The following is a 25,982-nucleotide window of genomic DNA, read 5'->3' on the forward strand; positions in this document are numbered from 1 at the left end:
ACACGCGGCCGGTCGGCGACGTTCACTGCCGCACAGGCAGCTTAGAAACTTTCTTCATGTCAGCCCTTGAGAGGGCATTGGTTCACTGCCGCACAGGCAGCTTAGAAAGTCGACCGTCGCGCAGCTGCGTCCAATGCGTTGTTCACTGCCGCACAGGCAGCTTAGAAATTGAACTTCAAACGGGGTGGCTTCTATTTGGAGTTCACTGCCGCACAGGCAGCTTAGAAAGACACAGCGCAATGCATACGCCTCCTGGTCGCGTTCACTGCCGCACAGGCAGCTTAGAAACATTGTTTTATCAATTACCGGATGTTTCAGTTTGTTCACTGCCGCACAGGCAGCTTAGAAAATGGGGTAGAAGTTCTGCACGAGTTCGTAAACGTTCACTGCCGCACAGGCAGCTTAGAAATTGGCCCTGGCATAGACGGCGTGGCGGTAATGGTTCACTGCCGCACAGGCAGCTTAGAAATTTTAAAATGACTTTATTGAGTCTAATTTTTGGTTCACTGCCGCACAGGCAGCTTAGAAAGATGATTTCTTGCAAGTTAGAAAAGCCAAGCGGTTCACTGCCGCACAGGCAGCTTAGAAAGTCAGACACATAGAAACCGCCATCTACCGCCGGTTCACTGCCGCACAGGCAGCTTAGAAATAGCCTCTTTATTTGCGGTATCAAGAAAACGGGTTCACTGCCGCACAGGCAGCTTAGAAACACGCGGAACCGTTTGAAGCGGGTAATCTTCGGGTTCACTGCCGCACAGGCAGCTTAGAAAACTGGTATTACAAAATTTACATGCCTAACCGTGTTCACTGCCGCACAGGCAGCTTAGAAATCTATGTGACGACAACGACCCTGACGTTCCGAGTTCACTGCCGCACAGGCAGCTTAGAAATCTTCTGACCTGGACTTGACCCAGGCTTTAGAGTTCACTGCCGCACAGGCAGCTTAGAAAACATCGACGGCGACATCACCGTGCACTACTCCGTTCACTGCCGCACAGGCAGCTTAGAAAGGTATTAAATGCGCCGGCGGTGATGCCGACCGGTTCACTGCCGCACAGGCAGCTTAGAAAGGAGGCTTTAGCGGTCTCGATATCGACCTGTTGTTCACTGCCGCACAGGCAGCTTAGAAAATTGATTCTATAGCCGAATATTTCATAATTCGGTTCACTGCCGCACAGGCAGCTTAGAAATGTGACTCAAAGAGCCGCAAAGTCCTAACTGGTTTACTCATAAGCGCCAACTTAGTGCCTATTCTGTGGTGTGTTTATGGCTTTATTCGTCATGTCGGTATGGGTGTCGATATCCAGGTTACATGGATGCTAAGCTACGCATTGCCATCCGTGGCACTGGATTCCGCCAATCCCTGGCGGAATGACACGTTCCTTCCTTAAGTTGGCGCTTATGACCAGTTTGCTTCCTTGCGCAGCCAAGTAAACGCTCTTTGGAGAATTGTCGAAAGAAGTCGATTCCACATAAAAAAATGGAAGAAAATAGTATGAATCTAGTTGAAATAAAATGATTTTTTTTAATCCTTTGGTAGAATACGCGCCGATCGTCTTTGCGCCGTTATCGTTTTAAGTTAGATAGGCCGTTTGCGTTTTAATACAGATTTATTTAAAGCGTTCGGTGTAATGATTGAGTGATTTCGCCGGGTGCTTAATTCGGCAATTTTGTAGATATCCTTTTGCTGTTGAGATAGTTATTTTAATGAATACGCGCGTATTATTCGCTTTGTTGGTTGTGGGTTTCTTGGGTAGTGCTCATGCTGTAACTTATCCTTGGCCGGAAGATCCTAACGATAATGTGGTTACCGAACATGCCGACGGTTTTCCTTTTACTCGTGCTAACCAGGATGAGACTTTGTTAGATATAGCACGACGATTTTCGTTGGGTCAGGTGGAAATTGTGCGTCTGAATCAAGATGTGGATCGTTGGTCGGTCAAACAAGATGAGGTTGTGCGTTTGCCTAATCGCCGCGTGCTACCCGATACGCCGCATGAAGGCATTGTGCTCAATATCGCCGAATATCGCATGTATTATTATCCGCCGGCTCAAGCAGGTATGCCCCGTACGGTAATGTCGTTTGCTCATGGCGTCGGGCGACAGGATTGGCAGACGCCGTTGGGTTTAACCAAGGTCGTCAAAAAAGTTAAAGACCCGTCTTGGTATCCTCCTGAGTCGATTCGTCGGGAACATGCGGCGATGGGCGATCCGTTGCCGACCGTGGTGCCTCCGGGACCGCATAATCCTTTGGGAGCTTATGCCTTGCATTTGGCTTTGAAGGGGGAGTATCGGATTCACGGTACCGATATCGATAAGATTTACGGTATCGGTATGCAAATTACTCACGGCTGTGTTCGCATGTATCCCGAAGATATCGAACAATTATATCATTCGGTTTCAGTCGGCACGCCCGTGCGAATCGTACAACAACAGATAAAAATGGGTTGGCTCGATAATCAACTCTATATCGAGGCGCATCCAGATTTAGAAGGTGTTGAAACAACTCTCGAACAGCGCCTCGATACAGCAATGCAGCTCATTGCCAAAGCGAATAACGGGGTGATTCCAGAGGTGAATGAAGCAGTTTTGAAAAAAGCGCTTACTGTTCTCGATGGCGACCCTGTACCGATTTTTGAACGTTTGCCGGATATGCCCGATTTTGAGGAAGAAGTCGGTTTGAGAGAAGCGGCGGTTGAATCAACTTATCACGTAACTACTCGGCCATAAAATAACCTGATTAGCAAGATGATGCTTCAGCTTGCCGAAGCCAAGTGTCCGAGCGAGGTCCAGTCGTAGCCTCAGCCACGGTAAGACGCATAGTAATGGTATCGAGTCGGAAGCGTCGGTTAAAGCGGTATGCGAACGCACCATCGTTGCGGGTGCCGTATTTTGCGAAGTCGAAAGCATGGTAGGCGCCGCCTAGACTGGTTTTGAGATTGCCCAGCACAGTATTGATCCAACAGAATTCCGGCAGGTATTTGGATTTCCGACCACCGGCGATGACCACCTGGTGTTAGCAATCGGCATCGGTCACCCCGGCAAAACAAGCCAAGCCGTCGGATAGCACGATACAACCGGGACTGAGCGAAAGCGCCGCGACAAATGGCGCCTTATTTTCCGAACCGCGCCCGGTCTTGCCGCCAATCAGTTCGCCACCGAGATAAGCGTCGACCACCTGGACGTCGCCGTACAAGGTGTAGCGGGCCTCCCGTTCGATCATCGCTTGCATCAGTTTCTGTTGGATCAGCCAAGCGGTAGGGTAACTGACGCCCAACTGCCGATTCAAAGCCAGGGCGGACAAACCGGTCTTAGCCTGACTGATTAAGTAGATTGCTAGAAACCAGACCGTCAGTTTAAGGTGGATGCTCTGGAATAAAGTGCCCGCAATCAGCAACGTTTGTAACCGGCAGGACCGGCATTGGAAGGTTTTGCGTCCGCCTGATTTAAACACATAGTATTCGGCATGACCGCAGTCGGGGCAGCGAAAGCCTTGGGGCTAACGCGACTTTTCCAGACTAGGTTCACATTGCGCTTCGGTGCCGAATTGCGCTAAAAAAGTCAAGCAGTGACAGGCCTGCTTGAAACTGGATTTTATTCATGGTCCTGTACTGACTCCTGGGTAATTAAGCGGTCAGTATGCGCCATCTAACCAAGAATACCCTGGTTTTTGGGCTTTAGCTGAAGAAGCTTGCTAATCAGGTTAACTTAATGTGCATCATGATTGAACTGCCGAATTTAGGATTCAAGCACATAGCCCGGATTGCGCTACGCTGTCTAGCCCCACCGGAAGCGGTTGGTAGCGATTTAGCAAAGGGGATCTGTGCTTAGCTTGATGTGTATGCCTCCAGTCCGCCTCAGGCAATGCCGAAATTTCAAGTGTGAAGGGTATACAATAATAGGTTAATGTTATAATTCGCTGCTAGTCCGTGCCTTCTTGAGCGAAATGGTCGATATCCGGATTTCGCTTTAAGCCGGGCATCCTTCCAATTTGTAAATTGCGTAACCTTGCTTGTCGATTTGTTTTCTTAATTCCGGCGGCGCCTCAGTGCTATGGCAAAACATGCAATTCGTTTGGTTAACGATGGCATCGGGTTCGCCGATTTCGGCAAGCCATTCTTTGGCGAATGCCATGGCTTTATCCTGGTCTTTTTCATCAAGTACTACGTCAAAGTGCATTATCTTTCCTTTGGCGGTTTTAGCATAGGTATCGTATACGTGGGATATGGGCATAATGATTAAGTCCTCTAAAAAAGCCGGCGGAAAATCCGCCGGTATTAAAGTTCTCATACGAGGGATAGCAATGTCCTTCCTGGATCTGAAAAAAAGCATGACAGAAAGTCATTATTTGTTTCGAATCGAAACAAGTGTTAATGTATGATAATATCTCTGCAGTTGTCAACAGAGTTAATACTTAATTAGCCGATTGCCATGGAAACAGCCGATATTTACAAAGTCATTGAGCGCATGGCGGCCTTGATCCGGTCCGAAGAACGCAAAAGATGCACTGAACTAGGCATTCAGATCGTTCATTTGCAGGTTTTGGATTATTTGTCGCGATGCAATAAGTACAGCGATACGCCGGCGGCATTGACCCATTATCTGGGCATGACCAAAGGAACCGTTTCACAGACTTTATTGTTATTGGAAAGAAAAGGATTTATTCGGAAAGTTCCCGATCTTGCCGATAAACGCATGGTCCATCTGCAATTGGTTGCGGAGGGGTGGGATTTGCTGCGTCAAGCTTATCCGACCGACTTGTTCAATAAGGCGGCGGAATTTCTTGAAAAAAATTGTCCGGAGATCGGTGATACGCACTTCGTCGAAGCACTAACCGCGTTGCAAAAAGCACATAAGTCGCATTCTTTCGGGCTTTGCGGAACATGCAAATATTTTACGACCAAACCCGAAGGCTTCTTTTGCGGCCTAACCGGCGAACCGCTCACAAAATCCGATAGCGAAAAAATCTGTCAGGAACATACCGTCCCTTGAGGATTTGGCAAAAAATCGTTTTCCGATAAATTTTTCTGTGTCGACATTCGGGCGCTAAATGTGTGCTCGAGGTTGCCATCTGTAGCTCTGGATTCCGCCACAAATCCGTATGGAACGGATTCGCATTTACCCGAAGGGCTCCGGGCAGGATAGCCCGGAGTGACAAATCCGTATGGAACGGATTTGCATTTACCCGAAGGGCTCCGGGCAGGATAGCCCGGAGTGAATCCATGGCGGAATGACGCTTAAATTGGCACCTCTGTATTCATTCCCGCCTATCCCACACACTTTTTTACCCTCAAATTGGGAACCGCCGCCCTCATATTTCGCCTTTTGCTGACATTAGGTATGCGCAGCATACAATTCAATTCCTGATTACGAAGAACATTCAGCCGAATCGACAAAGGCCAAACGACCCGTCATACCGGCAGGGATTGCCGGTATCCAGTGTACAGGGACCGTACTCATGCGCCTTTGATACTTTGCCTAGTCGCATCCATGCAATCTGGCTCCCGGCAATCCCTTGCGGGACGGGTTATTTAACCCGTCCCCAACGTTTCGGTTTGCCCTTAACATTTCTGCTAACTTCGGCCAAAGTCAAAACGTTTAGGACGGGGTTGCAAACCCCGTCCTGCTAGGGACATGCTGGTTTTTGGGCTTTAGCTGAAGAAACTTGCTAATCAGGTAAATTTATAAGTGCTTCCGGTAGTGAGGGGTGTTTTCTTCTGCGGGACGGGTTATTTAACCCGTCCCCAACGTTTCGGTTTGTCCTAAACATTTCGGCTAACTTCGGCCAAAGTCAAAACGTTTAGGACGGGGTTGCAAACCCCGTCCTGCTAGGGACATGCTGATTTTTGGGCTTTAGCTGAAGAAACTTGCTAATCAGGTAAATTTATAAGTGCTTCCGGTAGTGAAGGGTGTTTTCAACTATTAGCGCATACAGAGTCTTCTCAAAGGTAATGCCGACAATTTCGCCTTCTTATCTAACGCAAAGATTTTCGGCAATCAATGCCGAAGAGTAAGTGTCGATAACAGCTGTTTCATTCCCATATCGGCTTCGACATTCGCGAGGCATCAGAAAAGTTAATTGGTATCGAATCGATAATTGATTGACTTTTTTCTCTATCGTTCTTATAGTTTCGAATCACTACTAACTAGAGCGAGTTGATAGCGACTTGCCGTTTTGGTAGCGATTGTATGTTGACGATGATAATAAAATCCAGCGGCTTGCATGAGCTGATCAGGGCCTGGCTAGGTCACTAATGCGGATAAAAGGATGTTTGTTAGATACTGGCGTAACGCATTGCGGAACTCATGATGGTCGTTTTTTAACGCTCATTGAAGACGATGGGATCTAAGCAATGGATAGGCTCCGGCGAGATGCATCGATCGACGACTTAACATAATTATAAGAGAGGTAAAAAACCATGACGATTGAAGAACCTAAAAAAGATAGATTTTGGCTTTATGTCGGCTGCGTGACGGCGGCTTTAGTCATTACTCTGGTATTGGTCAAAATGAACGAGGACGAAAAATTCGCGCCAATCAAAGAGCAACTCAAGGAAGAAGAAGCTTTGATGAATATTCGAGTCTTGAATTAAGCATTCAAGACGAACAAAAGGTTTATTTGCTCCATTATCCAAGAAAAAGCAGAGAATAAAGTTATGAAACTAAAGTTGATAAGCTTATTGATGACATTGTCCTTATACGCAGGCGGGTCGATGGCCACGGAATATATTTATCGAGATCTGATGGCCAATACATTGGCTTCGCCGAAATGCATGGACGAAAAAGAGGCAATCGCGAGCGCTTCGAAAGATTATAATATCAAGCGATTCAGTAAAAAATTCTGTCAAACTCAAGGCTACGGTTGGCACGTCGATAAAGTTAAAGATATCGGAAAAGCAGTTTGCGAAGCTTGTCCCGATACGTCTAAAACCGGCGTAACCTGTCATATGGAAGACGTTGTAGTGCAATGCAAACGTATCAAGCCTGGAAGCGTAGGCATGTTGCCCGGTAAAGGTTGATTCGCGCAACATCGAGCGCAAGCACAGGGAAGTGCTGAACATTAGATATTTGTTCTATAATAAGCCTCCTGTCCCAGGCGTACCAATCGCCTTCAATCATTTTTAGAGGAAACAATGGACTGGCAAGGTTGGCTTACTATCTTTTTGACGCTTGGGGTCTTAACTACCCTGGTTTTTTCACGCCTAACCCCAGATATCGTATTGATGGCCGCGCTGACCGTATTGAGCGTTTGCGGGGTTCTCGATGCCAAACAAGCGTTGTCAGGATTCAGTAACGAAGGGTTGATCACCGTTGCCGCCATGTTTATTATTGCTGCAGGCATAAGAGCATCCGGCGGAGTCGAATTGATTGTCAATCTCATGTTGGGTAATCCTAAAAGCCTTCGTAACGCCTTATTTCGTTTGGTGTTGCCTATCATTCCGCTGAGTGCTTTTCTCAATAACACGCCGGTTGTTGCAACAATGATTCCAGCAGTGACTCGCTGGTCCAAACGTATCGGAGTCAGTCCGTCAAAGCTCATGATTCCATTGAGCTACGCTGCCATATTAGGCGGCACGCTAACGCTAATCGGGACCAGTACGAATTTGGTTATCAATGGTCAATACCAAGTCTTGACCGGCAAAAGCGGCTTCGGATTGTTCGATATCACTCTGATCGGACTGCCGGTAGCTTTAGTCGGCATTCTGTTTATCGTGTTCGTGTTGCCGCTATTATTGCCGCAGCGGCAAAGCGCTTCCGAGCAATTCGCGGATAGAAAAAAGTTTACTTTCGAAGTGGCCGTGGCGATCAATGGCCCCTTGGAAGGTGTAACCATTGCCGAAGCCGGCTTAAGAAACCTCCACAAAATCTATTTAGCCGAAGTCGAACGCAATGGCAGTATCGTGACGGCCGTATCTTCGGAAGAAAAATTGCAAGGCGGCGACCGGCTGGTATTCGTCGGGGAAACCAGTGCTATTTTCGATATTTTAAGAACCAATGGTTTGGTGCCTTCCGATAATCAACATCCGGTCATCGAAAAAGACGCGCCGGAGCGATGTTTGGTTGAAGCGGTGGTTTCGCCGCATTGCGATAGCATCGGCACGACGATACGGGATTCCCAATTTAGAGATAGATACGGCGCCGTCGTGCTTGCCGTTGCCCGTGACGGCGAGCCCATTCAAGGTAATCTTGGGTCGATCGAGTTGCAGGCCGGCGATGTATTGTTACTGGAAGCACGCCCGGCTTTTGTCACACGTCAACGCGTGCAGCGCGATTTTTTGATGATTAACGACTTGGCGGAAACAAGACCTAATCACAGTCGAGCGAATTTATCCTGGGCCTTATTGCTAGGCGTTATTATTCTGGCAACGAGCGGCTTAACCAGTATGTTGAATGCCGCTTTGATCGGTGCCGGAGCGATGGTCGCGACCGGTTGCTGCAGCATCAACGAGGCGCGAAGAAGCCTGGATTTGACCGTAATAGTCACAATCGCGGCGAGTTTTGCTCTGGGTAATGCGTTACAAATCAGCGGCGCCGCCGATTTTATTGCCCGTCATGTGTTGTCCATTGCCGATGGTAACGCCTGGCTATTGTTGGGTCTGACTTACATTATCGTTTCCATAATGACCGAGGTTATTACCAATAACGCAGCGGCATTGCTGATGCTTCCGATCGTTTTGGCGATTACCGGAAATCTGGGCTTGAATCCGGAGCCTTTCGTATTTGCCACAATGATGGCAGCGTCGGCCAGTTTTGCAACGCCGATCGGTTATCAGACCAATTTGATGGTTTACGGGCCCGGCGGTTATCATTTCAAGGACTTTTTGAAAGTCGGGGTGCCGATGAATATCATCATTGCAATTACCTCGATAGGGCTGATTCCGTTCATTTGGCCGTTGTCGAATTAGGAATATCAACAAAATAGCTTCCTCCATAGGTACCGGCTTACTCCCTTTATACTCAAAAATTAGCTAACTTTAAGAAGGTATGGGGTGTGGCTAACGAGGATGTCAGCAGCAGGGGCAGATTTTTGCTCCTCGGCAATTGCTGAGTTACATGGATGTAATGAATGCAGAAAATGCAGGAGCATTTTTCTGTCCTGCATTGCCTTACTACACGCCATCCTTGGCGTAATGCAAAATCTGCATTCACACCATCCTTGGCGCTTAGCTGCCGTCAAGCGCTCATGGATGGGTTCACGGCGGTTCTCGATAGACACATCCCATAGCTTTTATTCTTAGACGGTTTTTCAATCAAAAGGGAGTAGTACTTATACCCATCGTACTTCAAATTTCGGCATTGACGCATGGAGGTGCCGGGGTGTTCGGTCGATTTTTGCTCCTGCAAAATCGACATTCACGCCATCTATGGCGCTCGCAAAGGCTTTGACAGCAGGGATGCTGTCACAGAGCCTACATGGACGTATTCAAGGCGTCCTTTGACGGACACCCCGGCGCCGAAATTTGACCAGCAAAGGGTATATTCTATGGTGCATTTGCGGCATTATTCGTCCTCTCGGCATGGATTGCCGCTATTCAAGTTATATGGATGTGAAGCTACGCATTGCCATCATGGAACTGGATTCCGCCAATCCCTGGCGGAATGACGCGTTTTTCCTTAAGTTGGTGCCTATATCGAACCCTCCGACATTTAAAGAACTTATCTCATGCTCGGGTCTTAGGGTTCAATTCAACCGGCTTAGTATCAAGACATCTCTGTCGATAAATTCGGTTCGGCACCGGTAACGGTCTGCAAGCCAGAGAAAAGTCTTGTCGGAAAAGAAACAAACGTGCGTCGGGTCGATTTTATAATGCCATTGCGCGAATGCCTGTCGGTCGATTACGCGCTTGGTCATGATAGCCAGAATGCCTTTGGGTTTTATCATGGAAAATAGCCGGCTGAATTCAAGGCCCGGTTCGGTAAAGTGTTCCACTACTTCGGTGCAGCTAATGAAATCGTATTGGTCTTGCAAAACCTCCGGATAATCGGCGTAAATCGGATCGTATAATGCCGTCGGGAATCCTTGTTCGTTTAGCATTAAGCTAAGGGCCGGGCCGGGGCCGCAGCCGAAATCGAGCCCGCTTGCTCCCGGTAACAAACGAGCGGAAAGCGGAATTGCAAGCCTCGACAAAAATTTCCGATAGCCTGTGTCATGGACATCGTTTTGATGATAATCGTAAACCGCTTTTTGTTTTTGCAAATCGAGTTGCTGGGCGGGCGGAACAAAGACCAGCGCGCAGGTCGAGCAAAGAAAGTAATCGCGTTGTTTATCGCTATGAAAATGTTCAATCTTCGATTCTGCGCAGAGCGGACAATATAGAGGATCGGCTGGTTTCATTTGACGTTGTATTTGTTAGCGGTGAACAGTTAGCAGTAAGCAGTGAATAGTGAATGTTTTCCGGTTGCCCGCATTTAGCTCAAAATAATTTGGAAATTGTTGATGATCATAAGTAATAAAACGCCAGCCCCGTAGGTACGCTATGCGTCACTGCCATTAAGTTAAGGGAAACCCGTCATTCCGCCATGGACTGGCGGAATCCAGTGCCATGGAGGGCAAGCTTTTAAGGTACCTTAGAGCTTGAATGCAAAAATTACTTATTTTTTATCACGGCTTAACTTAATGGCAGTGACGCAATGCGTACCCTGCCAATACTAACACAGGCCCTTATGTTTCGATCCGGGTAGGGAGGTGCTTAAAGGCATGGGGTACGCGCAGAGTACAAATTATGCGTAGCGATAAGTCGTCCTCCGTGGATAACTATGCCAGGGTTGCCGAAACAAGATCGGTATGTATTTCCACACTGAGGCAGAGGGACCGAAAAAAGGGTATTTTTTACAATCTGCGTTAATTTACTTGACGTGGCAGTGAAATCCTATATAATACGCGCTCTTCAACGGAGCGGTAGTTCAGTTGGTTAGAATACCGGCCTGTCACGCCGGGGGTCGCGGGTTCGAGTCCCGTCCGCTCCGCCAACAATTCCTCAGACAGGGTTATCGCTGTCGATATAACTGCATTTTATTTCGAAATGCAGTTCTGTTTTTCTCATCAATTCCTTGATTCCAAATCTCTCGGTTGCATGGTGTCCGCCTGCGAACATATGAATGCCGTGTTCTTGGCTGTCATGCCAGTCATGCTCGCTGATTTCTCCGGTTATATAGGCATCGAGTCCTTCATTTGCCGCCAACTTCCATTCGCGATTCGCGCCGCCGGTAATGATGCCGATAGAATGAATCGATTGATTTTCATTGGGCGACGCCAGAATAACCGGATGGTTCAGCACGGATTCCAATATTTGCCGTAGTTGCGACGCCGGCAGCGGCTTGTCCAAAGTTCCCTTGATGCCGGTCGCACAGCCCTTATAATCGCCGAAGGGTTCTTGCAGCATGCAGCCGATTAGTCTGCCTAACACCGCTGCATTACCGACTTCAGGATGGCCGTCCAAAGGCAAATGATAGGCGAACAGGTTCATATCGTTTCTAACTAAAGGCAATACACGATTGGCAAAAGAACCCGTCAGCGTGCGTGCGCCATGAAAGTCCCAAAATAGGCCGTGATGAACAACTAAGGCGTTGGCCTGTTGCTCGATGGCTTGGGAAATCGAATCGCGTGTTGCCGACACGGCAAAGGCAATTTTATCGATAGTTTCGGTACCTTCGATCTGTAAACCATTCGGGCCGTAATCTTTATAAGCATCAGGATTTAGCAGAGTACGATAAAAATCGTTTAATTGTTGACGGCTGATCATCGTTTAGTCCTTATTCAATATTTCATAGCGGCGCCAGAGCGTTTTAAAAGTCTCGGTTAACGTAGGGTCGTCGGCGTTAACCCCAGTGTCGATCTCCTTCGTATCAAACCATCGTCCTTCTTCGATTTCCTCGGCGGCTAGCGAAAACGGCCCGTTATGTCCGCAACGGTAGACTTGAATAAACTCCATGCCGGTGGCGGGTGTCGCAGATAATTTAAATAACGGGCTTAGCCGATCCACTTGAACTCCGAGTTCTTCATTGATTTCCCTTACAGCGCATGCGTCGTAATCTTCGCCGATATCGACGTGCCCGGCAGCCGAGCTATCCCATAATCCGGGGTTGATATCCTTGGTTAGAGAGCGTTTTTGTAAAAATAATAAATTAGAATCGTTAAAGACTAAAATATGAACAGCTCTATGAAGCAGTCGGTCGCGATGGATTATATTCCGAGCTGCGCTGCCGATTACGCGATCGTTTTCGTCTACGATCGATAAGAGTTCTTGATGCATGGCGAAAATGGATTTTGGCAAAGGCCCGTATAAAGCCTTTTCGAAGACAATAAGTCAACAGAAAAACAGTAAGTATACAGTCCCCCTCTTTGAAAAAGAGGGGTTAAGGGGGATTATACCTATCGCACTTCAAATTTCGGCATTAGCGTATGGAGGCGTCGGGGTGTTCGCAAAGGCTTTGGCGGCATGGATGCTGTCATAGAGCTTACATGGACGTATTCACGGCGTCCTTTGACGGGCAAAAGGGTATATGTAAATAAATCCCCCTCAATCCCCTCTTTTTCAAAGGGGAAGGCCGACAATTACGCCTGAATTGCGGTAATTTGCCAACGGCCGCTGAAAACTTACGAAAAACACGTATGCTAGAAGGGAAATAGGGAGAAATGGGATGAATCAGAAGACGTACGAAGCAGATTGAAACAAGCGCAATGGCTTAGTTTTTATCGCGAAGGGTTGGAAAATATAGAACTGAACCTCCCGGCCAATGACGATGCAAAAAACCGGGTGGTCCAACTATCTCCGGTTAAGAGTCTATCAGGACTAATCTTATTTGAAATAGCAAAAAAAGTTTATAAACTATAAACCATAAGTTTATAGTGGCGGCAATATGGATAAATTGAATAATATAAAAGTGTTTTGCAGAATTGTCGAATTGGGTACATTTGCAGCCGTTGCTCGCGAAATGAAAGTATCGGCAATGATGGTGAGCAAGTACATGGCGCAGCTCGAGGAGTCGCTCGGTGTAGCTTTGTTGAATAGAACGACCCGCAAGATTAGTTTAACCGAAGCCGGTGAGAGTTATTACGCGAGAAGCAAGCCTTTACTAGACGAATTCGCCGAGCTGGATGAAGATATGGCTGAATTGGGGCAAAATGTTAAAGGTGTCTTAAAAATTACCGCACCGATCGATTTCGGCGGAATTTATATGGTACCGGCGATCGATGCCTATCAAAGCGAACACCCGAATGTTAAAGTCATGATGTCGTTGCAAAACACGCATATTAATTTGAGCGAGGGTATTTATGATTTGTCGATATTGGTTTCCAACTCACTCGATCTAGGTGTTGTGGCCAGAAAGATTGCGGAAACTCGATTATGTACTTTCGCTTCGCCAGGCTATATAGCCAAATACGGCGAGCCGAGACGCATTGAAGACTTGAGTCGTCATCATTGCTTGCATTATATCGACACGCCTCATGAGGATTATTGGGTTTTTAATGTCGATGGCGAGGAAAAAAAATTACGCACCACTTGGCACTTCGCATCGAATAACGGCAGGGCATTGTGCCAGGCCGCGTCATTGGGTATGGGTATTACCCAGGCGCCCGAAATTTCGGTTGCCAATTACTTGGAGCAGGGTAAGTTAATAGAAATATTAAAAGATTACCGGATACCCTCGCTGTCTATTTATGCCACTTATATGCAAAGAAGATTTATTCCGGCGAAGATCACTACATTTGTGAATTTTTTGACTCGATATTTTGATTGGCAAATGAATGCAGGAGCGGTTAGGGCAAAAAAACGGGAGGCTGATGCGTAAGAATATCCCTGCTCGGGAATACATACGTTTGCGGAAGTTATTATGTAATGGTGCGCTCAAGCATGCCATGCATGGCACTGGATTCCGCCAGTTCATGGCGGAATGACGGGGCTTCTGGTTCCCGCAATGGAGTTCCGTAGGGTACGCTGTGCGTACCATGGTAGCCCCACCAATGCTAAACCAAGTCCTTACGGTTTGTACCGGGTAAGGTTCGGTGCTTAACGGCATGGAGGTACGCGTAGCGCACCCTACAATTTATGTTAACGACGAGCACTCTGTGTGGGAATGATCGGGATTCTATAATTTTTAAATCAGAGTCATTTATGGCAAGACGATATGAACACAGCCAGGAAGAGATCAAAGCAATGGTTTTGCAAGCTGCGAATAAAATTATTGTCGAACAGGGCGGGGCGGCTTTAAATGTTCGTAATATCGCGAAGAACATCGGCTATACCGTCGGTAGTATCTATATGGTTTTTGAAAACATGGCCGATTTGGTTCTTCATGTCAATGCGGAAACCTTGGACGAGATTGCCGGTGCGCTGAATAAAGTCGAGACGGGGTCGACGTCTCGAGATTTGGAGGAAATAGCCAAAGCTTATTTGAAATTTGCCAGTTTAAACTTTAATCGATGGTCGATGTTATTCGGCAACCGATTTGTCGAGAGCGGGCACTTTCCGGATTGGTATCGGGCAAAAATGAATCGACTGGAAGAAATTATTACAACGCAAATAGCTCGGCTGCATCCGGAAAATAACCCGCAACAAAACCAGCGCATCGGAAATGCATTGTGGGGAGGCATCCACGGCGTTTGTTTGTTGTCGATTAACGGCATGCCGAATAAGGAATCTTTACAAGAAGCAGAGGAAACATTGCGGGTTCTGGTTCGGGCTTTTGTTGGTGAGGAACGGTGAGTAGTGAACGTTAAGCAGAAAGCGGAAAGCAGAAAGCAGAAAGCAGAAATTAGTACTTGACAAGCGTATAAAATGCCTCACAATTCCGCTAACCGCTAACCGCTAACCGCTAACCGCTAACCGCTAACCGCTAACCGCTAACCGCTAACCGCTAACCGCTAACCGCTAACCGCTAACCGCTAACCGCTAACCGCTAACCGCTAACCGCCCTTAGCCAACTCCGTTGCCGCAGGATAATCGATCTTACCGCTCGCCAAAACCGGCACCTTATCGACAATCATTATCTTTTTCGGTAAAACGATTTTAGAGATGCCTTCGGCGACCGCTTCCAAATCGTGGGCCGATGCCGATTTTTGCGTGGTCAGCAAAATAATCTGCTCGCCTTTTTTCTCGTCGGGCAGAGTGACTGCAGCATGAAGCGCATCCGGCCAAGCCTTGGTCGCTAACTGTTCGACTACAGTCAACGAAACCATTTCGCCGGCGATTTTGGCGAAGCGCTTACTGCGTCCTTTGATCGTAATAAAACCCTCATCGTCGACATCGACGATATCGCCGGTATCGTACCAGCCTTCGCCGTAAATCGATTTCGGCGGCACCAATTGACCGGGGTTTTTTGCCAGCAAATAACCTTGCATGATGTTAGGCCCTTTGACATGCAGTTGTCCGCCTTGCTCGATACCCGGAACCGGCTCTAGTTTGTATTCCATTTTCGGCATGAAACGTCCCACCGTGCCGGCCTTGAATTCCATCGGCGTATTGACCGAAGTTACCGGGGCTGTTTCTGTGGCGCCGTAACCTTCGAGAATACGAATGCCGAACTTTTCCGACCAAATTTGCCGCGTGCTTTCCTGCAGTTTTTCGGCACCTGCCACGACATAGCGCATGTTATAAAAATCGTAAGCATGGGCTTTTTTTGCATAGGCGGCTAAAAACGTATTGGTGCCGAACATGATTGTCGCATTGATTTCGTAAGCCATCTCAGGGACGATTGCATAATGCAGAGGCGACGGATAAAAGAACGTGGTCATGCCGTTCAATATCGGCAGCATCGTGCCGACGGTAAAGCCGAACGAATGGAACATCGGCAGAAAATTAAGTACGACATCCTGCGCGTTAAAATTGATCCTCGCCTCCAATTGCTTGTGATTGGCTAGAATGTTGGCATGCGACAACACGACGCCTTTTGGCGTGCCTTCCGAGCCTGACGTAAATAAAATTACCGCCGGATCGTTATGGCTGAACTCGGTGTGCTTATACCAGATATTAGCGGTTTTGCATTTAATCAAGCCGGCTAGCTTTTTTAGCGGAGTGATTTGCTGAGCCAAGTCTTCGAGATAAAACAGATCGACCTGTTGGCTTAATCGATCGGCATCATCTTGCAGTCTTGCCAGTTCGATAAAACGGCGGGAAGTCAGCACGGTTTTGATTTTGGCAGTGGAGCAGGCCGATAGCATGCCGGCCGAGCCGGTCGAAAAATTTAGCATCGCCGGTGTGCGGCCGTATAGCTGCAGACTTAAAATCGTGCATAACGTTTTAGTCGAATTCGGTAACATAACACCGACATTTTCCCCTGTTGAGGTGATTTTTTTAAAGACTCCACCCAGACACAACGTGGCCGTGATCAATCGGTCGTAGGATAAAGGCTTGCGTTCAAGGTCCTCGGAGACTGTGTGTTTGCCGCCGTGAATACTGCGCGCTTCGAGCAAGGCGGAAAAAATACTTTGTTGATAATGGCTCGTTGCGAACATCATTTCCGCCATGATGTCGGCGAGAACTCGTCCGCAAAACTGACGGCGATGGCGACCCCGCAAGTCGTCAGGTGCTTTTATCGTAGTGGGGGGCAGAATTTGTATCGTAATCTTCGGGAAAAGGCGCAGTCTTACGATGTTACGCAATTTCGAGAAATGCGTGTATTCGGCGCCTTTAATCCTAATCGGTAAAACGGCTGCCTGCGATTTGTCGGCGACCATGCCTGGGCCGTCGTATATCTTCATGACCGAGCCGGTCACTGTGATGCGGCCCTCGGGAAAAATCACCGTTTTAGTGGGATTCTTTAAATGATTGATTAGCTCTTTTAGCGACATCGGATGGGTCGGGTCCATCGGAAACACTCTCGACAACTTCAAGAACGGTTTTAGCCACCAGCGCTCGGATATTTGCGTATTGATCGCGAAGGTAATATCGTCCGGTAAAAAAACACCGAGCAATAATGGGTCGAGAAACGAGGTGTGATTGGAAATGATCATTACGCGGGGGCCGGCTTTATGATAGTTATCGAGGCCTTTAAGTTCGACCTTGAAGATAAAAGTCAGTAGCCGATGCAAAAATGGTTTCAACATGATGCGCTTCCTCAAGCATTGTTATTTTTTTAATAGACTATAAAAATAGCATATTGTCCTCTCGAAATATTCGGGAATATGTCGAGAGTTAATTATTTTCCTGAATACTTACTTTGTAGCGCAAGTATACAGTTTATCTATAACGGCTAGCACAGGTGTAGGGTTCGCATCGCGCACCTGGATCGTGCTCTTGTCGGTTCGGCACCGTGGAAAGGTGCGCGATGCGTACCCTACGGCTTGTAGAAGTTATTTTGTGCATATTCCTTAAGTAAAAAAACGCGTCATTCCGCCAGGGATTGGCGGAATCCAGTGCCACGGATGGCAATGCGTAGCTTCACATCCATGTAACCAGGATATCGGCAATCCATACCGATATGACGAATAAAGCTCTGTAGGGTACGCTGTGCGTACCATGGCAACCCTCACCACCATTAACACAAGCCCTTATGGTTTGATTTGTGCGGGGATTCGGCGCTTAATGGCAGGAGGTACGCGCAGCGTACCCTACAATATTATGTATAACGGCGAGTGCAGAGCCCGGGAACCATTGGAGGAGTTATTTTTTACCGTATCCTAAGTTCCGCGATCGATTCAAACATGAGAAAAATCAAACCGACGGCGCTATAATGGCCCGATGAAAAATCATTTGCCGGTCCCAGTCTTTCGTTAATGAAAATACTCAAAATAAAATTTAGAAATATCAATTCGTTGGAAGGCGATAATCAGGTCGATTTCAGGGAGGCGCCATTCAGCGATTCCGGTTTATTCGCGATCACAGGGCCGAACGGGTCGGGTAAATCCAGTATTCTCGATGCCATCACCTTAGGTCTCTACGGGGAGACTTTTCGTTTCGATCGGCCGGCTGTGCATGTCATGACCAAACGCACGGCGGAAAGCTTTTCCGAAGTCGATTTTGCGGTCGGCGACAACCTGTACCGCGCAACTTGGAAAGTACAACGCGAACGGCAAGATCCGAACGGCCGTTTGCAATCGCCGCAAATGCTATTGATAAAAATCGAAGACGACCGCGAACAATTGCTGGCCGAAACGCCCAATGCGGTATGTCAAAAAATCGCAGAAATCACCGGCATGAATTTCCGCAATTTCACCCGCTCTATCATGCTCGCGCAAGGCGACTTTGCAGCGTTTTTGAATGCGTTGGATAACGAGCGCCTGGATATACTCGAAAAAATCATCAGTAGCGACATCTACGCCGATTACAAAAACGCAGTAATCGCCAAAGCCGATGAAGAACAAGCGTTACTGGCTTCGCTCAAACAAGACATCGATGCATTGGATATGCTCGAGCCGGCCAAACAAGAGGCCTTCGAACACGACTTGGCGGATTTCAAAGATCAAATAAGCGAGTTTCGCGGACAGCGCGACGAACTCAAGCAGCAGCAAGTTTGGTTGCAAAATATCGAAACGCTGGAAAAACGGATTATCGCGTTAACCCAACAGCAAGAAAAAGCGCAGACCCAAGCCGAACAAACCCAGCAACAATTAACCCGAATTGCCGAAAATCCGGAAGCCCTGTTTTTTAAAGAGGCCGCGGACGAACTCGAGGCGCTTGAAAAAGAAATCGAACAAGGCAAGCAAACCTTAAATGCTTACCGGAGCGAACTCAAGCGACTGCAGGACAAACTGGCGCTATCGGGCGTAGCTCCCGAATCGCTTGGTGCCGCGCCGACTAAATCGATTGAAGACCAGCAGCGGGCCATAGAAACGCAAAAAGCCAGGATTTCGCAGCACACGCAAGAAAAGCATCTGGAAACCGATGTCACGCGAGGACTGGAAATCCAACGCGAACAAAAGCAGAGTGTTCTGGCTACGGTCGATGAATGGCTGGAACTGAACGCGCGCGATGAAAATTTGCTCGAAAACTTTCCCGAAACGGCAAAATTAAAAAAATTACGAGCCGAACTGGCGTCTTTGACCGAACAACATAAGCGTTCCGCCAAATCGGTACAAGCGACCGGCGCCTCGCTTAGCGGTCATCAGGCTAGAATTCAGAAATCCCAAAAAACCATCGGACGTCTTAAGCTTAAGCTGCAAATCAATGAGCAAAAACTCGAAGGCGTGGCGCTGGGTAGGGATGCGGCTGAAATCGACGAGCTTTTAAAAGATCAAAAAGAGCGTTTGGCCGACTTTCAGTCTCTCTACAACCTAAGCCGCGAACATGCGCGCCTAACCGGCGGACGTTTTAGTTTCTTCGGCTTCGGCAAGGCGAAGGAAGAAAAAACGCTGGACGACTTACAAGCTGAATTGGCGCAGTACAAAGACGATATCATGCGCGAAGACAATATCAGACTGACGCTCGAAAAAGCGGTAGCGAACGAGACGATACTTGCCAGATTGGCGGACGAGCGAGTCCATCTTGAAGACGGCAAGCCTTGTCCGTTATGCGGCGCGCTGAATCACCCGTATGTCATTCGGCCGCCGAAGATCGGCGACTCCAAACGCGCATTGGCCGACCAGCGCGCAAAAATCCAAGCCTTGGTCGCGGCGTCCGAGCGTATCGAACAAGAAGCCAAATTGACCGAGAAACGGCTTGAAGGCAGCAAGGCCAAACGTCAACGCATCGAGTTACTCCGCTCGCAATGGTTGACCTTGTGTAATCGGCTGAATGCGGTCAACGACGATATGGAAATCAACAATTCGCGGGCGATCAAGCGCTTTTTGAAGACTGAAACGATCGAATTGAAAAACATCACCAAGCTGGCGCAAGAATACCGCGTGCAAGCCAAGCGTATCGATAAAATCAAAGAATTGATGGTCCGGCACGAAGCGATGATCGGCCGCTTACAGGAAAATACTAAGCAACTCGATCAAGAGTGGCAAAGCCGTCCTCAAGAACTGAAAGAACTGGAACAAACCCTCGAAAAATGCCGCAAGGACGAGCAGGAATTAACTGCGAAGGTGTTGCATCAATTGGACTTGGTCGGCGAAAAAATGCCCGGCAAAGGAAAGGAAGATGCCTTTTACGATCGCTTGAATCAACGCCGTCAGGAATATCAAACCTATCAATTGCGCCGCAAGGGGCTGACCGATGAAATCGCCGCGATTACCGAAAAGATCGATGTCAGCAATCGAAAAATTGCGCAACTATCCGAAAAAATTGCCGCCGCCGGCACGCAACTGCAGCAAGAAGAAACCGCCGGCTTGCATCTGGCATTGATCGAAAAACAAAAACTAATTGCAGACAAGGAAAAACTGATCGGCCAACAGACCGCCGAAGCGGCGCGAATGCGCGAAGTTTTCCGGGAAAGGCTCGTCGGCACAAAATACGAGTCCTGGCGAGTTGATGAAGTCATCGAATTGCTGCATTTGATAGCGCGCGGAACGGAACTTGAGCAGCGCATGTCGGTATTGCAAAGCGAATTGGCTGATCTTGCAACCCGGCTTGAAAATACCCAGGCCGAAATAGCGGCCGAACAAGCGTTGGCATTGACCACCCAGACCGTCGAAGATATCGTCCTTCGCATACGAGGTATCGACGAAAAAATCGACATTAGCCGACAAGAAGCCGCCCGCTTGGAAGCGATGCTTGGCAAAAATCTGGCGATGCGGCAACAATTCGACGTATTGTCGACTAAACTGACTGCACAGCAAGAAATCGTCGACGAATGCTTGCTGGAAGTCAAACGCATCGACGAAGAAAACGGCGCCGTATTCCGTCGGCGCGTACAAATTAAAATGGCCGATAAATTATTGGCCCAGGCCAATCAAGTACTCGAAAAAATCAGCGGCCGCTATTATTTACGGCAAATGCCGAGCGAGCATGGCTTGGCGCTCGAAATCGAAGATACGTATCAAAACAACATTCGACGACTGCCGAAATCTTTGTCCGGCGGCGAAAGTTTTGTCGTGAGCTTAGCCTTGGCGCTGGGACTTTCCGAACTGGCCGGTAACGGGCGTTCGGTCGACTCGCTATTTCTCGACGAAGGCTTCGGTACCTTGGATGCCGAAACCCTGTATGTCGTGATCTCGACCCTGGAAAGTTTGCAGAAGCACGGTAAAAAGGTCGGCGTGATCTCGCATGTCGAAGCGGTGCAAAAGCGCATCAAAGCCCAATTGCAAATGGTCAAAAAACCGAATGGCATGAGTATTTTGAAAAGCGTACCCGATCAAGAAGTCGCCTTTTAAAACAAAAATGCGTGTTCTCAATCAATTACCGCTAACCCATCACATAAACATTTTATGACCAAAAAGATCCTGACCGTTTTCGGTACCCGGCCGGAAGCGATTAAAATGGCGCCCGTCGTATTGGCTCTACAACAAGCCGAAGGTCTTGAATCCCTCGTATGCGTAACCGCCCAGCATCGGCAGATGCTCGACCAAGTGCTCAACTTGTTTGACATTAAACCCGATTACGATTTGGACCTGATGGCGCCGAATCAAGACCTTTTCGACATCACCTCGAAAGTGCTGTTAGGCTTACGCGACGTATTACGCGAAGCGCAGCCGGACATCGTGCTGGTACACGGCGACACCACCACCTGTTTCGCCGCGGGACTTGCCGCGTTCTACCAAAACATCAAACTGGGCCACGTCGAAGCGGGGCTGAGAACCGGCAACCTTAGGGCGCCGTTTCCCGAAGAAGCGAATCGGACTTTGGTCGGACGCATAACCGATTATCACTTCGCGCCGACGCAATCCTCGAAAAACAACCTACTCGCTGAAGGCGTTACAGAGCAAAACATCGTCGTGACCGGCAATACCGTTATCGACGCATTATTGATCGTCCGGGACAAAGTCATCGGCGAACCGGATAGCGTATGGCAGGAAAAATTCGGCAAAACATTGTTTAAGACCATTTGCGATTCCAGCCGAAAACTCATTCTGATTACCGGACACCGACGCGAAAATTTCGGCCAAGGCTTCATCGACCTTTGCAATGCGATCAAAGAACTGGCACAAAAACATCCGGATTGGGACTTGATCTATCCCGTTCATCTAAATCCGAACGTGCAGAAACCCGTCTACGAAATTCTCGACCGACTCGATAATGTGTACCTGATCGCTCCGCTTGACTACGAACCGTTCGTCTGGATTATGAACCAAAGCGATTTGATTCTGACCGATTCCGGCGGCATTCAAGAAGAAGGCCCCTCGCTGGGTAAGCCAGTATTGGTGATGCGCGAAGTGACCGAAAGACCCGAAGCGGTCGATGCCGGCACCGTGTTATTGGTCGGCACCGATAAAGAAAAAATCGTCAGCGGCGTCGAAAAGGTACTACTGGACAGCGATGTCTACGCGCGTATGTCCAAAGCCCATAACCCCTACGGCGACGGCCATGCTTGCGAAAAAATCATTCAAACATTACTTAAAGCCTCTTAAACTTAGATGGCTCCCTAAGGTATTGAAAGTTAACTATTATTTCTGGTTCTCACGGTCCTCCGTTCATCGTTATACATAAGTCAAAAATTACCCTTTTGCAATTTTAGCCAATGAGACCTCGATACCATTTATTGTCACTTAATACACTCGGCTATCCCTCACCTAACGTTCATGAAAGCCCGGCAATCACCCCGGCAAATGAAAGTACGAGACGTGGGGAGGGCGCGGTCACTCGCCCGACAGGACGCCGTGAATACGTCCATGTAGGCTCGATGCCAGCTCCATGCTGGCAAAGCCTTTATGAGCGCCATGGATGGCGTGAATGTCGATTTTGCAGGAGCGAAAATCGACCGGACACCCAGGCTCCTCCTCAGGCACTGCCGAAATTTGAAGTGCGAAAGGTATAAACCATTAAATTCTTCTTATTCTTCATGATGAAATGTATTTTCGAGGATGGTTGATAGCTAGCTAATCCAAACCACTTTTTTGTGGTCATGCCTTTTCGTTAATCAAGCCCATCTCGATCGTTGGGGCTGTTTCCTTTCTGGGCGGCGTGCCGTCCAAAGCATCGATAAAGCCGGGATTGAGTCCTTCGGCTTCGAATTGTTTTTTTAAATGTTCGATATTTTGTTTGATAAGGCCGGTTATTGTCTCTTGTTCGCTCCAAAAATGCGCATTGATTTTGTCGTCCAAATAAGACAATTTGCAGTGCAGCGTTCCTAAATTTGGCGGCGTTATCGTAAGATATACCGACCATTTGGTTTGTTCGTCCTGTTCGGAACCGTTACGTTTATCGCGCTCGATTTCTATTTTGACCGATTGCGCCTTGCTTTCGCCGAGAAACGGTATTTCCAGAAGCCAGACTTGTTTCGGCGAGTCGTCCTTGGGTAATGATGCGAGTTGATCCAGAGTCAACTTGGCGACACTGTTTTCGGTTTTTTGCAGCAAATATTTGAGTTGTTCCAGTTCCGACACGCTAAGCGGTTTTTCCGGCAGGGGTGTCGTTTCCGGTTTGAGAATCTGTATCAATTTGAGCAATAAGCCTTTGAAATCCGATTTGAGGAGTTCCGGTTGCTGCTTGGTCAATTCGAGCAATCGGGCTTCGAGGAACAAACCGGAACGTTCGACCGCCGTTTTGAGTTGTTTACCGTCGGTCAACTGTTCCGGCGTTCGGAGGTTTTGCAGGATTTCTTGAGCCAACTGTTTCAATGTTTCGGAAACGGTTTTATTGGCATGAAGAGACGGCAGGTCGGCAATGAGTTGATTGAGTAGTACGGTTGGCGTTTCGTGTCTCGGTAAAATGTCACGGACAATTGTCGGAATGTCACGGTGCACTATCGGTAAGGTTTCGATTTCGTGACCAAGGGTAGTCGGAATATTTCGGAGAGTTGCCGGTACGATTTTAATTTCCCGGGTTTGTCCGTGTCGGGCGATCTCCAAGATAACGTTTTGTCCAGGCTTCAGATTTTGAAAGGAATTTTTGTCGGCCGTTAACTCGAATGTTTGCCGAGACGTGCCCGCAGTTGATTTATCCGGCAAAATCGAGAATTGAATTTTATCCGGGCCTACCGATACGACTTTAGCCTGTATCGTTTCATTGGACGGTGGCGGTAAGCGGATAAACGAGGTCTTGTCGGGCGTGGCGGTATCGAACTTGTTTGCGGGAACCGTCGCTTGTTCCGTTAGGGTAACCGGAGCGTTTTTGGTCTGTGACGGATTGGAATCTATTTTAAATTCGAGCGTCGGTATCAGTCGGGTAACGATGAGTTTTAAGGGTTGGCCTTTTTCCAATGGTAAAGGCTGGTTGCTTTGAACCTCTACGATATGATCGTTTATTTTTAAAGTGATGCCGGTTTGTTTGTCGTCGATTCGAATCACTGCAGCATCGAGCGCTTGGCCGATTTTTGGTGTCAGCGGCTGATCTTTTACCTTGGCTAATCCGGTAAACGTTTGAGTATTGACCGGTAATTTGATGTCCACCGCGACGGCCTCAATTAGTATTCGTTCGGTTGTTTGTGTTCCGCAATCAGCGATTCGAGCCATCGATCAATTTTATCTAAGACTTCTCGGCGCAATCTCGGTTCGGAAAACAGTTGTTCATGATGGCTTTTTCCGATGAGCGGCATGACTTCATTTAGCGGATGTTTTTCGAGCGTCACGGCAGCGAAGTCGATGTTGCCCCACGCTGCGGTAATCGGGTCGTATTCGGAATAAATCAACAAATAGGGCGTGTCGAAATCGGCCATGTTTCGTCTGAATCGGATGATTTCTTTTTGCACGCCTTGCACATAACGCAGTATCGATCGATGCATGATGTAGCGATCGTGTTTATGGCGTAAACGTTCAACTTCCCAATCGCTGAGATAGGCAGCGACCCAGTCCGGGTTACTGGGTGAAAATATATTTCGCATGCCGGGCAATGATAAAAATTCAATGATACTGTTTTGCAACGGGACGGTCAGTAAAGCCGTGAATTGATTGAACAGCATCAGCGGGAACGCTTCGTCATGCGGATGAAGGAAATGCTCCTGGGTGTGGTAGGTAAAGCGGATCAAAGGATTCTGAAACCAACCGCGCCAGCCCGGTACTTCGGTCACCGCGAACGCGGGGCCTGTGAAAATGATGCCGTCGACCGTATCTTGCAGTTTGGCTTCGAGTAAGTAAGAAGCGCTGACCAATGATCCGAGGCTATGCGATAGAATGACCAGCGGCTTGTCGTCTCCCGCACTTTTGTCACAGCGTTGTCTCAGGTGCCGGATTGCCAAATGTAGATCCGCGCGCATCGCATCGAGGTTTCTAAGTTGGGCTTGCTCCAAAAACGCCGAGCCGACGTCGAACTCATCGGCACCGGCTTTGAGGCTTTCATGCGCGTCCAAATAGACCGGATTGCTCAAACCATGTGCGGTCATATCGATGCCGGCGACCAGGTGGCTTTGTGCGAAATGCCGGGCGATTTCAGCATAGCGGCCTGTATGTTCGTTCATGCCGTGTACGATCAAAATACAAGCTTGGATGTCGTCGGCCGATTGCGAGAGTTCCCGGATTTGCATATGACGCCGTGATTCGCCGTTTTCCACCGGCAAAAAAATCGACTCTCCCCAAATCGGGTAAGGTTCCGTTGCGACTTGCGAATGCGAGCAGCCGCTCCCGATAAGCGGCAGGGCTAAACAGCACGAAAAAGCGATCAGTTTGAATAAGTTTGTCATGAAGTAAACAGTGCTACTCAATTAAAATTTTAGCAATAATTTTTTAAACCTAGAAAAAGCAATTCACCATGAAGATCATGAAGAATAAGAAGTTAATTCAATTACTTATTATACGTTTGTATCGAACTTTCGCTCACCAAAAAGGTTAGCGAGAATGTTTAGGTAATTTCTTGAAATCCTTCATAAACTTCATGTGCTTCATGGTTAAACTGCCTAATCTAGATTAAAAGATTTATACAAATTACGATTAACGAAGGTTTCAATTCACAATAAACCGAACTTTTAACGCTGACAAGTTTCGTAAATGAATGAGTGCGGCATGACTTATGCCGCACTACGAGACTGTTCTACAATAACGTACATGAAGGCCTGGTCATCGCCCCGGCAAA

Annotated in this window: 17 protein-coding genes, 1 tRNA gene, 1 pseudogene and 1 CRISPR repeat array (1 of these 20 running past the window's edge); of the genes and pseudogenes, 10 read left to right on the forward strand and 9 right to left on the reverse strand. The window is 48.0% G+C overall.

Annotation, left to right across the window (positions count from 1 at the left end):
• Nucleotides 1-1,190: direct repeats of the CRISPR family, unit length 28 nt; unit sequence GTTCACTGCCGCACAGGCAGCTTAGAAA (it extends 2,800 nt beyond the left edge of the window).
• A gap of 517 nt (nucleotides 1,191-1,707) precedes the next feature.
• The gene (locus METBU_RS23055) at nucleotides 1,708-2,730 is read left to right on the forward strand and encodes a L,D-transpeptidase family protein (protein WP_017838900.1); all 1,023 of its coding nucleotides are present in this window, start codon (nucleotides 1,708-1,710) and stop codon (nucleotides 2,728-2,730) included.
• Nucleotides 2,731-2,740: 10 nt separating this feature from the next.
• On the opposite strand, the pseudogene METBU_RS23060 reads toward METBU_RS23055, so the two are convergent.
• A pseudogene (locus METBU_RS23060) lies at nucleotides 2,741-3,602 on the reverse strand (IS1595 family transposase).
• Between the two features lie 367 nt (nucleotides 3,603-3,969).
• Nucleotides 3,970-4,332 (reverse strand): DUF2024 family protein, encoded by a 363-nt coding sequence (locus METBU_RS0101300; RefSeq protein ID WP_328285765.1) that lies wholly within the window; start codon nucleotides 4,330-4,332, stop codon nucleotides 3,970-3,972.
• A 99-nt stretch (nucleotides 4,333-4,431) separates the two neighbouring features.
• Between METBU_RS0101300 and METBU_RS0101305 the strand changes: the two genes are divergently transcribed.
• The 4 genes from METBU_RS0101305 to METBU_RS0101320 all read left to right on the forward strand — a co-directional run bounded on the left by METBU_RS0101305 (nucleotide 4,432) and on the right by METBU_RS0101320 (nucleotide 8,906).
• Complete coding sequence (locus METBU_RS0101305) at nucleotides 4,432-4,992, forward strand: MarR family winged helix-turn-helix transcriptional regulator (protein ID WP_017838903.1); 561 nt, start codon at nucleotides 4,432-4,434, stop codon at nucleotides 4,990-4,992.
• Nucleotides 4,993-6,419: 1,427 nt separating this feature from the next.
• On the forward strand, nucleotides 6,420-6,593 hold the full coding sequence (locus METBU_RS27880; protein ID WP_017838904.1) for a hypothetical protein: 174 nt from the start codon (nucleotides 6,420-6,422) through the stop codon (nucleotides 6,591-6,593).
• A 63-nt stretch (nucleotides 6,594-6,656) separates the two neighbouring features.
• A complete protein-coding gene (locus METBU_RS0101315) occupies nucleotides 6,657-7,019 on the forward strand; it encodes a hypothetical protein (RefSeq protein ID WP_017838905.1) in 363 nt (120 codons plus the stop codon).
• A gap of 114 nt (nucleotides 7,020-7,133) precedes the next feature.
• Nucleotides 7,134-8,906, forward strand: a complete 1,773-nt coding sequence (locus METBU_RS0101320) for an SLC13 family permease (protein WP_017838906.1) — start codon at nucleotides 7,134-7,136, stop codon at nucleotides 8,904-8,906.
• 776 nt (nucleotides 8,907-9,682) lie between these two features.
• On the opposite strand, the gene METBU_RS0101325 is transcribed toward METBU_RS0101320, so the two are convergent.
• Nucleotides 9,683-10,336 carry a class I SAM-dependent methyltransferase gene (locus METBU_RS0101325; RefSeq protein WP_017838907.1) on the reverse strand — a complete coding sequence of 218 codons (654 nt, stop codon included), beginning with the start codon at nucleotides 10,334-10,336 and terminating at the stop codon, nucleotides 9,683-9,685.
• Between the two features lie 558 nt (nucleotides 10,337-10,894).
• Between METBU_RS0101325 and METBU_RS0101330 the strand changes: the two genes are divergently transcribed.
• A tRNA-Asp gene (locus tag METBU_RS0101330) sits at nucleotides 10,895-10,971 on the forward strand.
• 8 nt (nucleotides 10,972-10,979) lie between these two features.
• On the opposite strand, the gene METBU_RS0101335 is transcribed toward METBU_RS0101330, so the two are convergent.
• Both METBU_RS0101335 and METBU_RS0101340 read right to left on the reverse strand, forming a co-directional pair.
• On the reverse strand, nucleotides 10,980-11,744 hold the full coding sequence (locus METBU_RS0101335; RefSeq protein WP_017838908.1) for a Nif3-like dinuclear metal center hexameric protein: 765 nt from the start codon (nucleotides 11,742-11,744) through the stop codon (nucleotides 10,980-10,982).
• Nucleotides 11,745-11,747: 3 nt separating this feature from the next.
• Nucleotides 11,748-12,254, reverse strand: coding sequence for an NUDIX hydrolase (locus METBU_RS0101340; RefSeq protein WP_017838909.1), 507 nt, complete (start codon nucleotides 12,252-12,254; stop codon nucleotides 11,748-11,750).
• 607 nt (nucleotides 12,255-12,861) lie between these two features.
• On the opposite strand from METBU_RS0101340, the gene METBU_RS0101350 reads away from it, so the two are divergent.
• Nucleotides 12,862-13,794: a LysR family transcriptional regulator gene (locus METBU_RS0101350; RefSeq protein WP_017838911.1), complete on the forward strand. Its 933-nt coding sequence runs from the start codon at nucleotides 12,862-12,864 to the stop codon at nucleotides 13,792-13,794.
• Nucleotides 13,795-14,117: 323 nt separating this feature from the next.
• Nucleotides 14,118-14,708: a TetR/AcrR family transcriptional regulator gene (locus tag METBU_RS0101355; RefSeq protein WP_017838912.1), complete on the forward strand. Its 591-nt coding sequence runs from the start codon at nucleotides 14,118-14,120 to the stop codon at nucleotides 14,706-14,708.
• 200 nt (nucleotides 14,709-14,908) lie between these two features.
• Here METBU_RS0101355 and METBU_RS0101360 read toward each other — a convergent pair whose 3' ends face one another.
• Nucleotides 14,909-17,047 carry an AMP-binding protein gene (locus tag METBU_RS0101360; protein ID WP_017838913.1) on the reverse strand — a complete coding sequence of 713 codons (2,139 nt, stop codon included), beginning with the start codon at nucleotides 17,045-17,047 and terminating at the stop codon, nucleotides 14,909-14,911.
• Nucleotides 17,048-17,716: 669 nt separating this feature from the next.
• On the opposite strand from METBU_RS0101360, the gene METBU_RS0101365 reads away from it, so the two are divergent.
• Together METBU_RS0101365 and wecB are read left to right on the forward strand one after the other, a co-directional pair.
• Nucleotides 17,717-21,193 (forward strand): SbcC/MukB-like Walker B domain-containing protein, encoded by a 3,477-nt coding sequence (locus METBU_RS0101365; RefSeq protein WP_017838914.1) that lies wholly within the window; start codon nucleotides 17,717-17,719, stop codon nucleotides 21,191-21,193.
• A 54-nt stretch (nucleotides 21,194-21,247) separates the two neighbouring features.
• Complete coding sequence (wecB, locus tag METBU_RS0101370) at nucleotides 21,248-22,387, forward strand: non-hydrolyzing UDP-N-acetylglucosamine 2-epimerase (RefSeq protein WP_017838915.1); 1,140 nt, start codon at nucleotides 21,248-21,250, stop codon at nucleotides 22,385-22,387.
• 228 nt (nucleotides 22,388-22,615) lie between these two features.
• Here wecB and METBU_RS28540 read toward each other — a convergent pair whose 3' ends face one another.
• The 3 genes from METBU_RS28540 to METBU_RS0101380 all read right to left on the reverse strand — a co-directional run bounded on the left by METBU_RS28540 (nucleotide 22,616) and on the right by METBU_RS0101380 (nucleotide 25,593).
• The gene (locus METBU_RS28540; RefSeq protein WP_208976554.1) at nucleotides 22,616-22,765 is read right to left on the reverse strand and encodes a hypothetical protein; all 150 of its coding nucleotides are present in this window, start codon (nucleotides 22,763-22,765) and stop codon (nucleotides 22,616-22,618) included.
• A gap of 114 nt (nucleotides 22,766-22,879) precedes the next feature.
• Nucleotides 22,880-24,430, reverse strand: a complete 1,551-nt coding sequence (gene fliK / locus METBU_RS0101375) for a flagellar hook-length control protein FliK (RefSeq protein WP_017838916.1) — start codon at nucleotides 24,428-24,430, stop codon at nucleotides 22,880-22,882.
• Nucleotides 24,382-25,593 carry an alpha/beta fold hydrolase gene (locus METBU_RS0101380; protein WP_017838917.1) on the reverse strand — a complete coding sequence of 404 codons (1,212 nt, stop codon included), beginning with the start codon at nucleotides 25,591-25,593 and terminating at the stop codon, nucleotides 24,382-24,384. Before METBU_RS0101380 ends, fliK begins: the two co-directional genes overlap by 49 nt.
• Nucleotides 25,594-25,982 lie beyond the last annotated feature (389 nt).

Source organism: Methylotuvimicrobium buryatense 5G, from assembly GCF_000341735.1.
GTDB classification, from domain to species: domain Bacteria; phylum Pseudomonadota; class Gammaproteobacteria; order Methylococcales; family Methylomonadaceae; genus Methylotuvimicrobium; species Methylotuvimicrobium buryatense.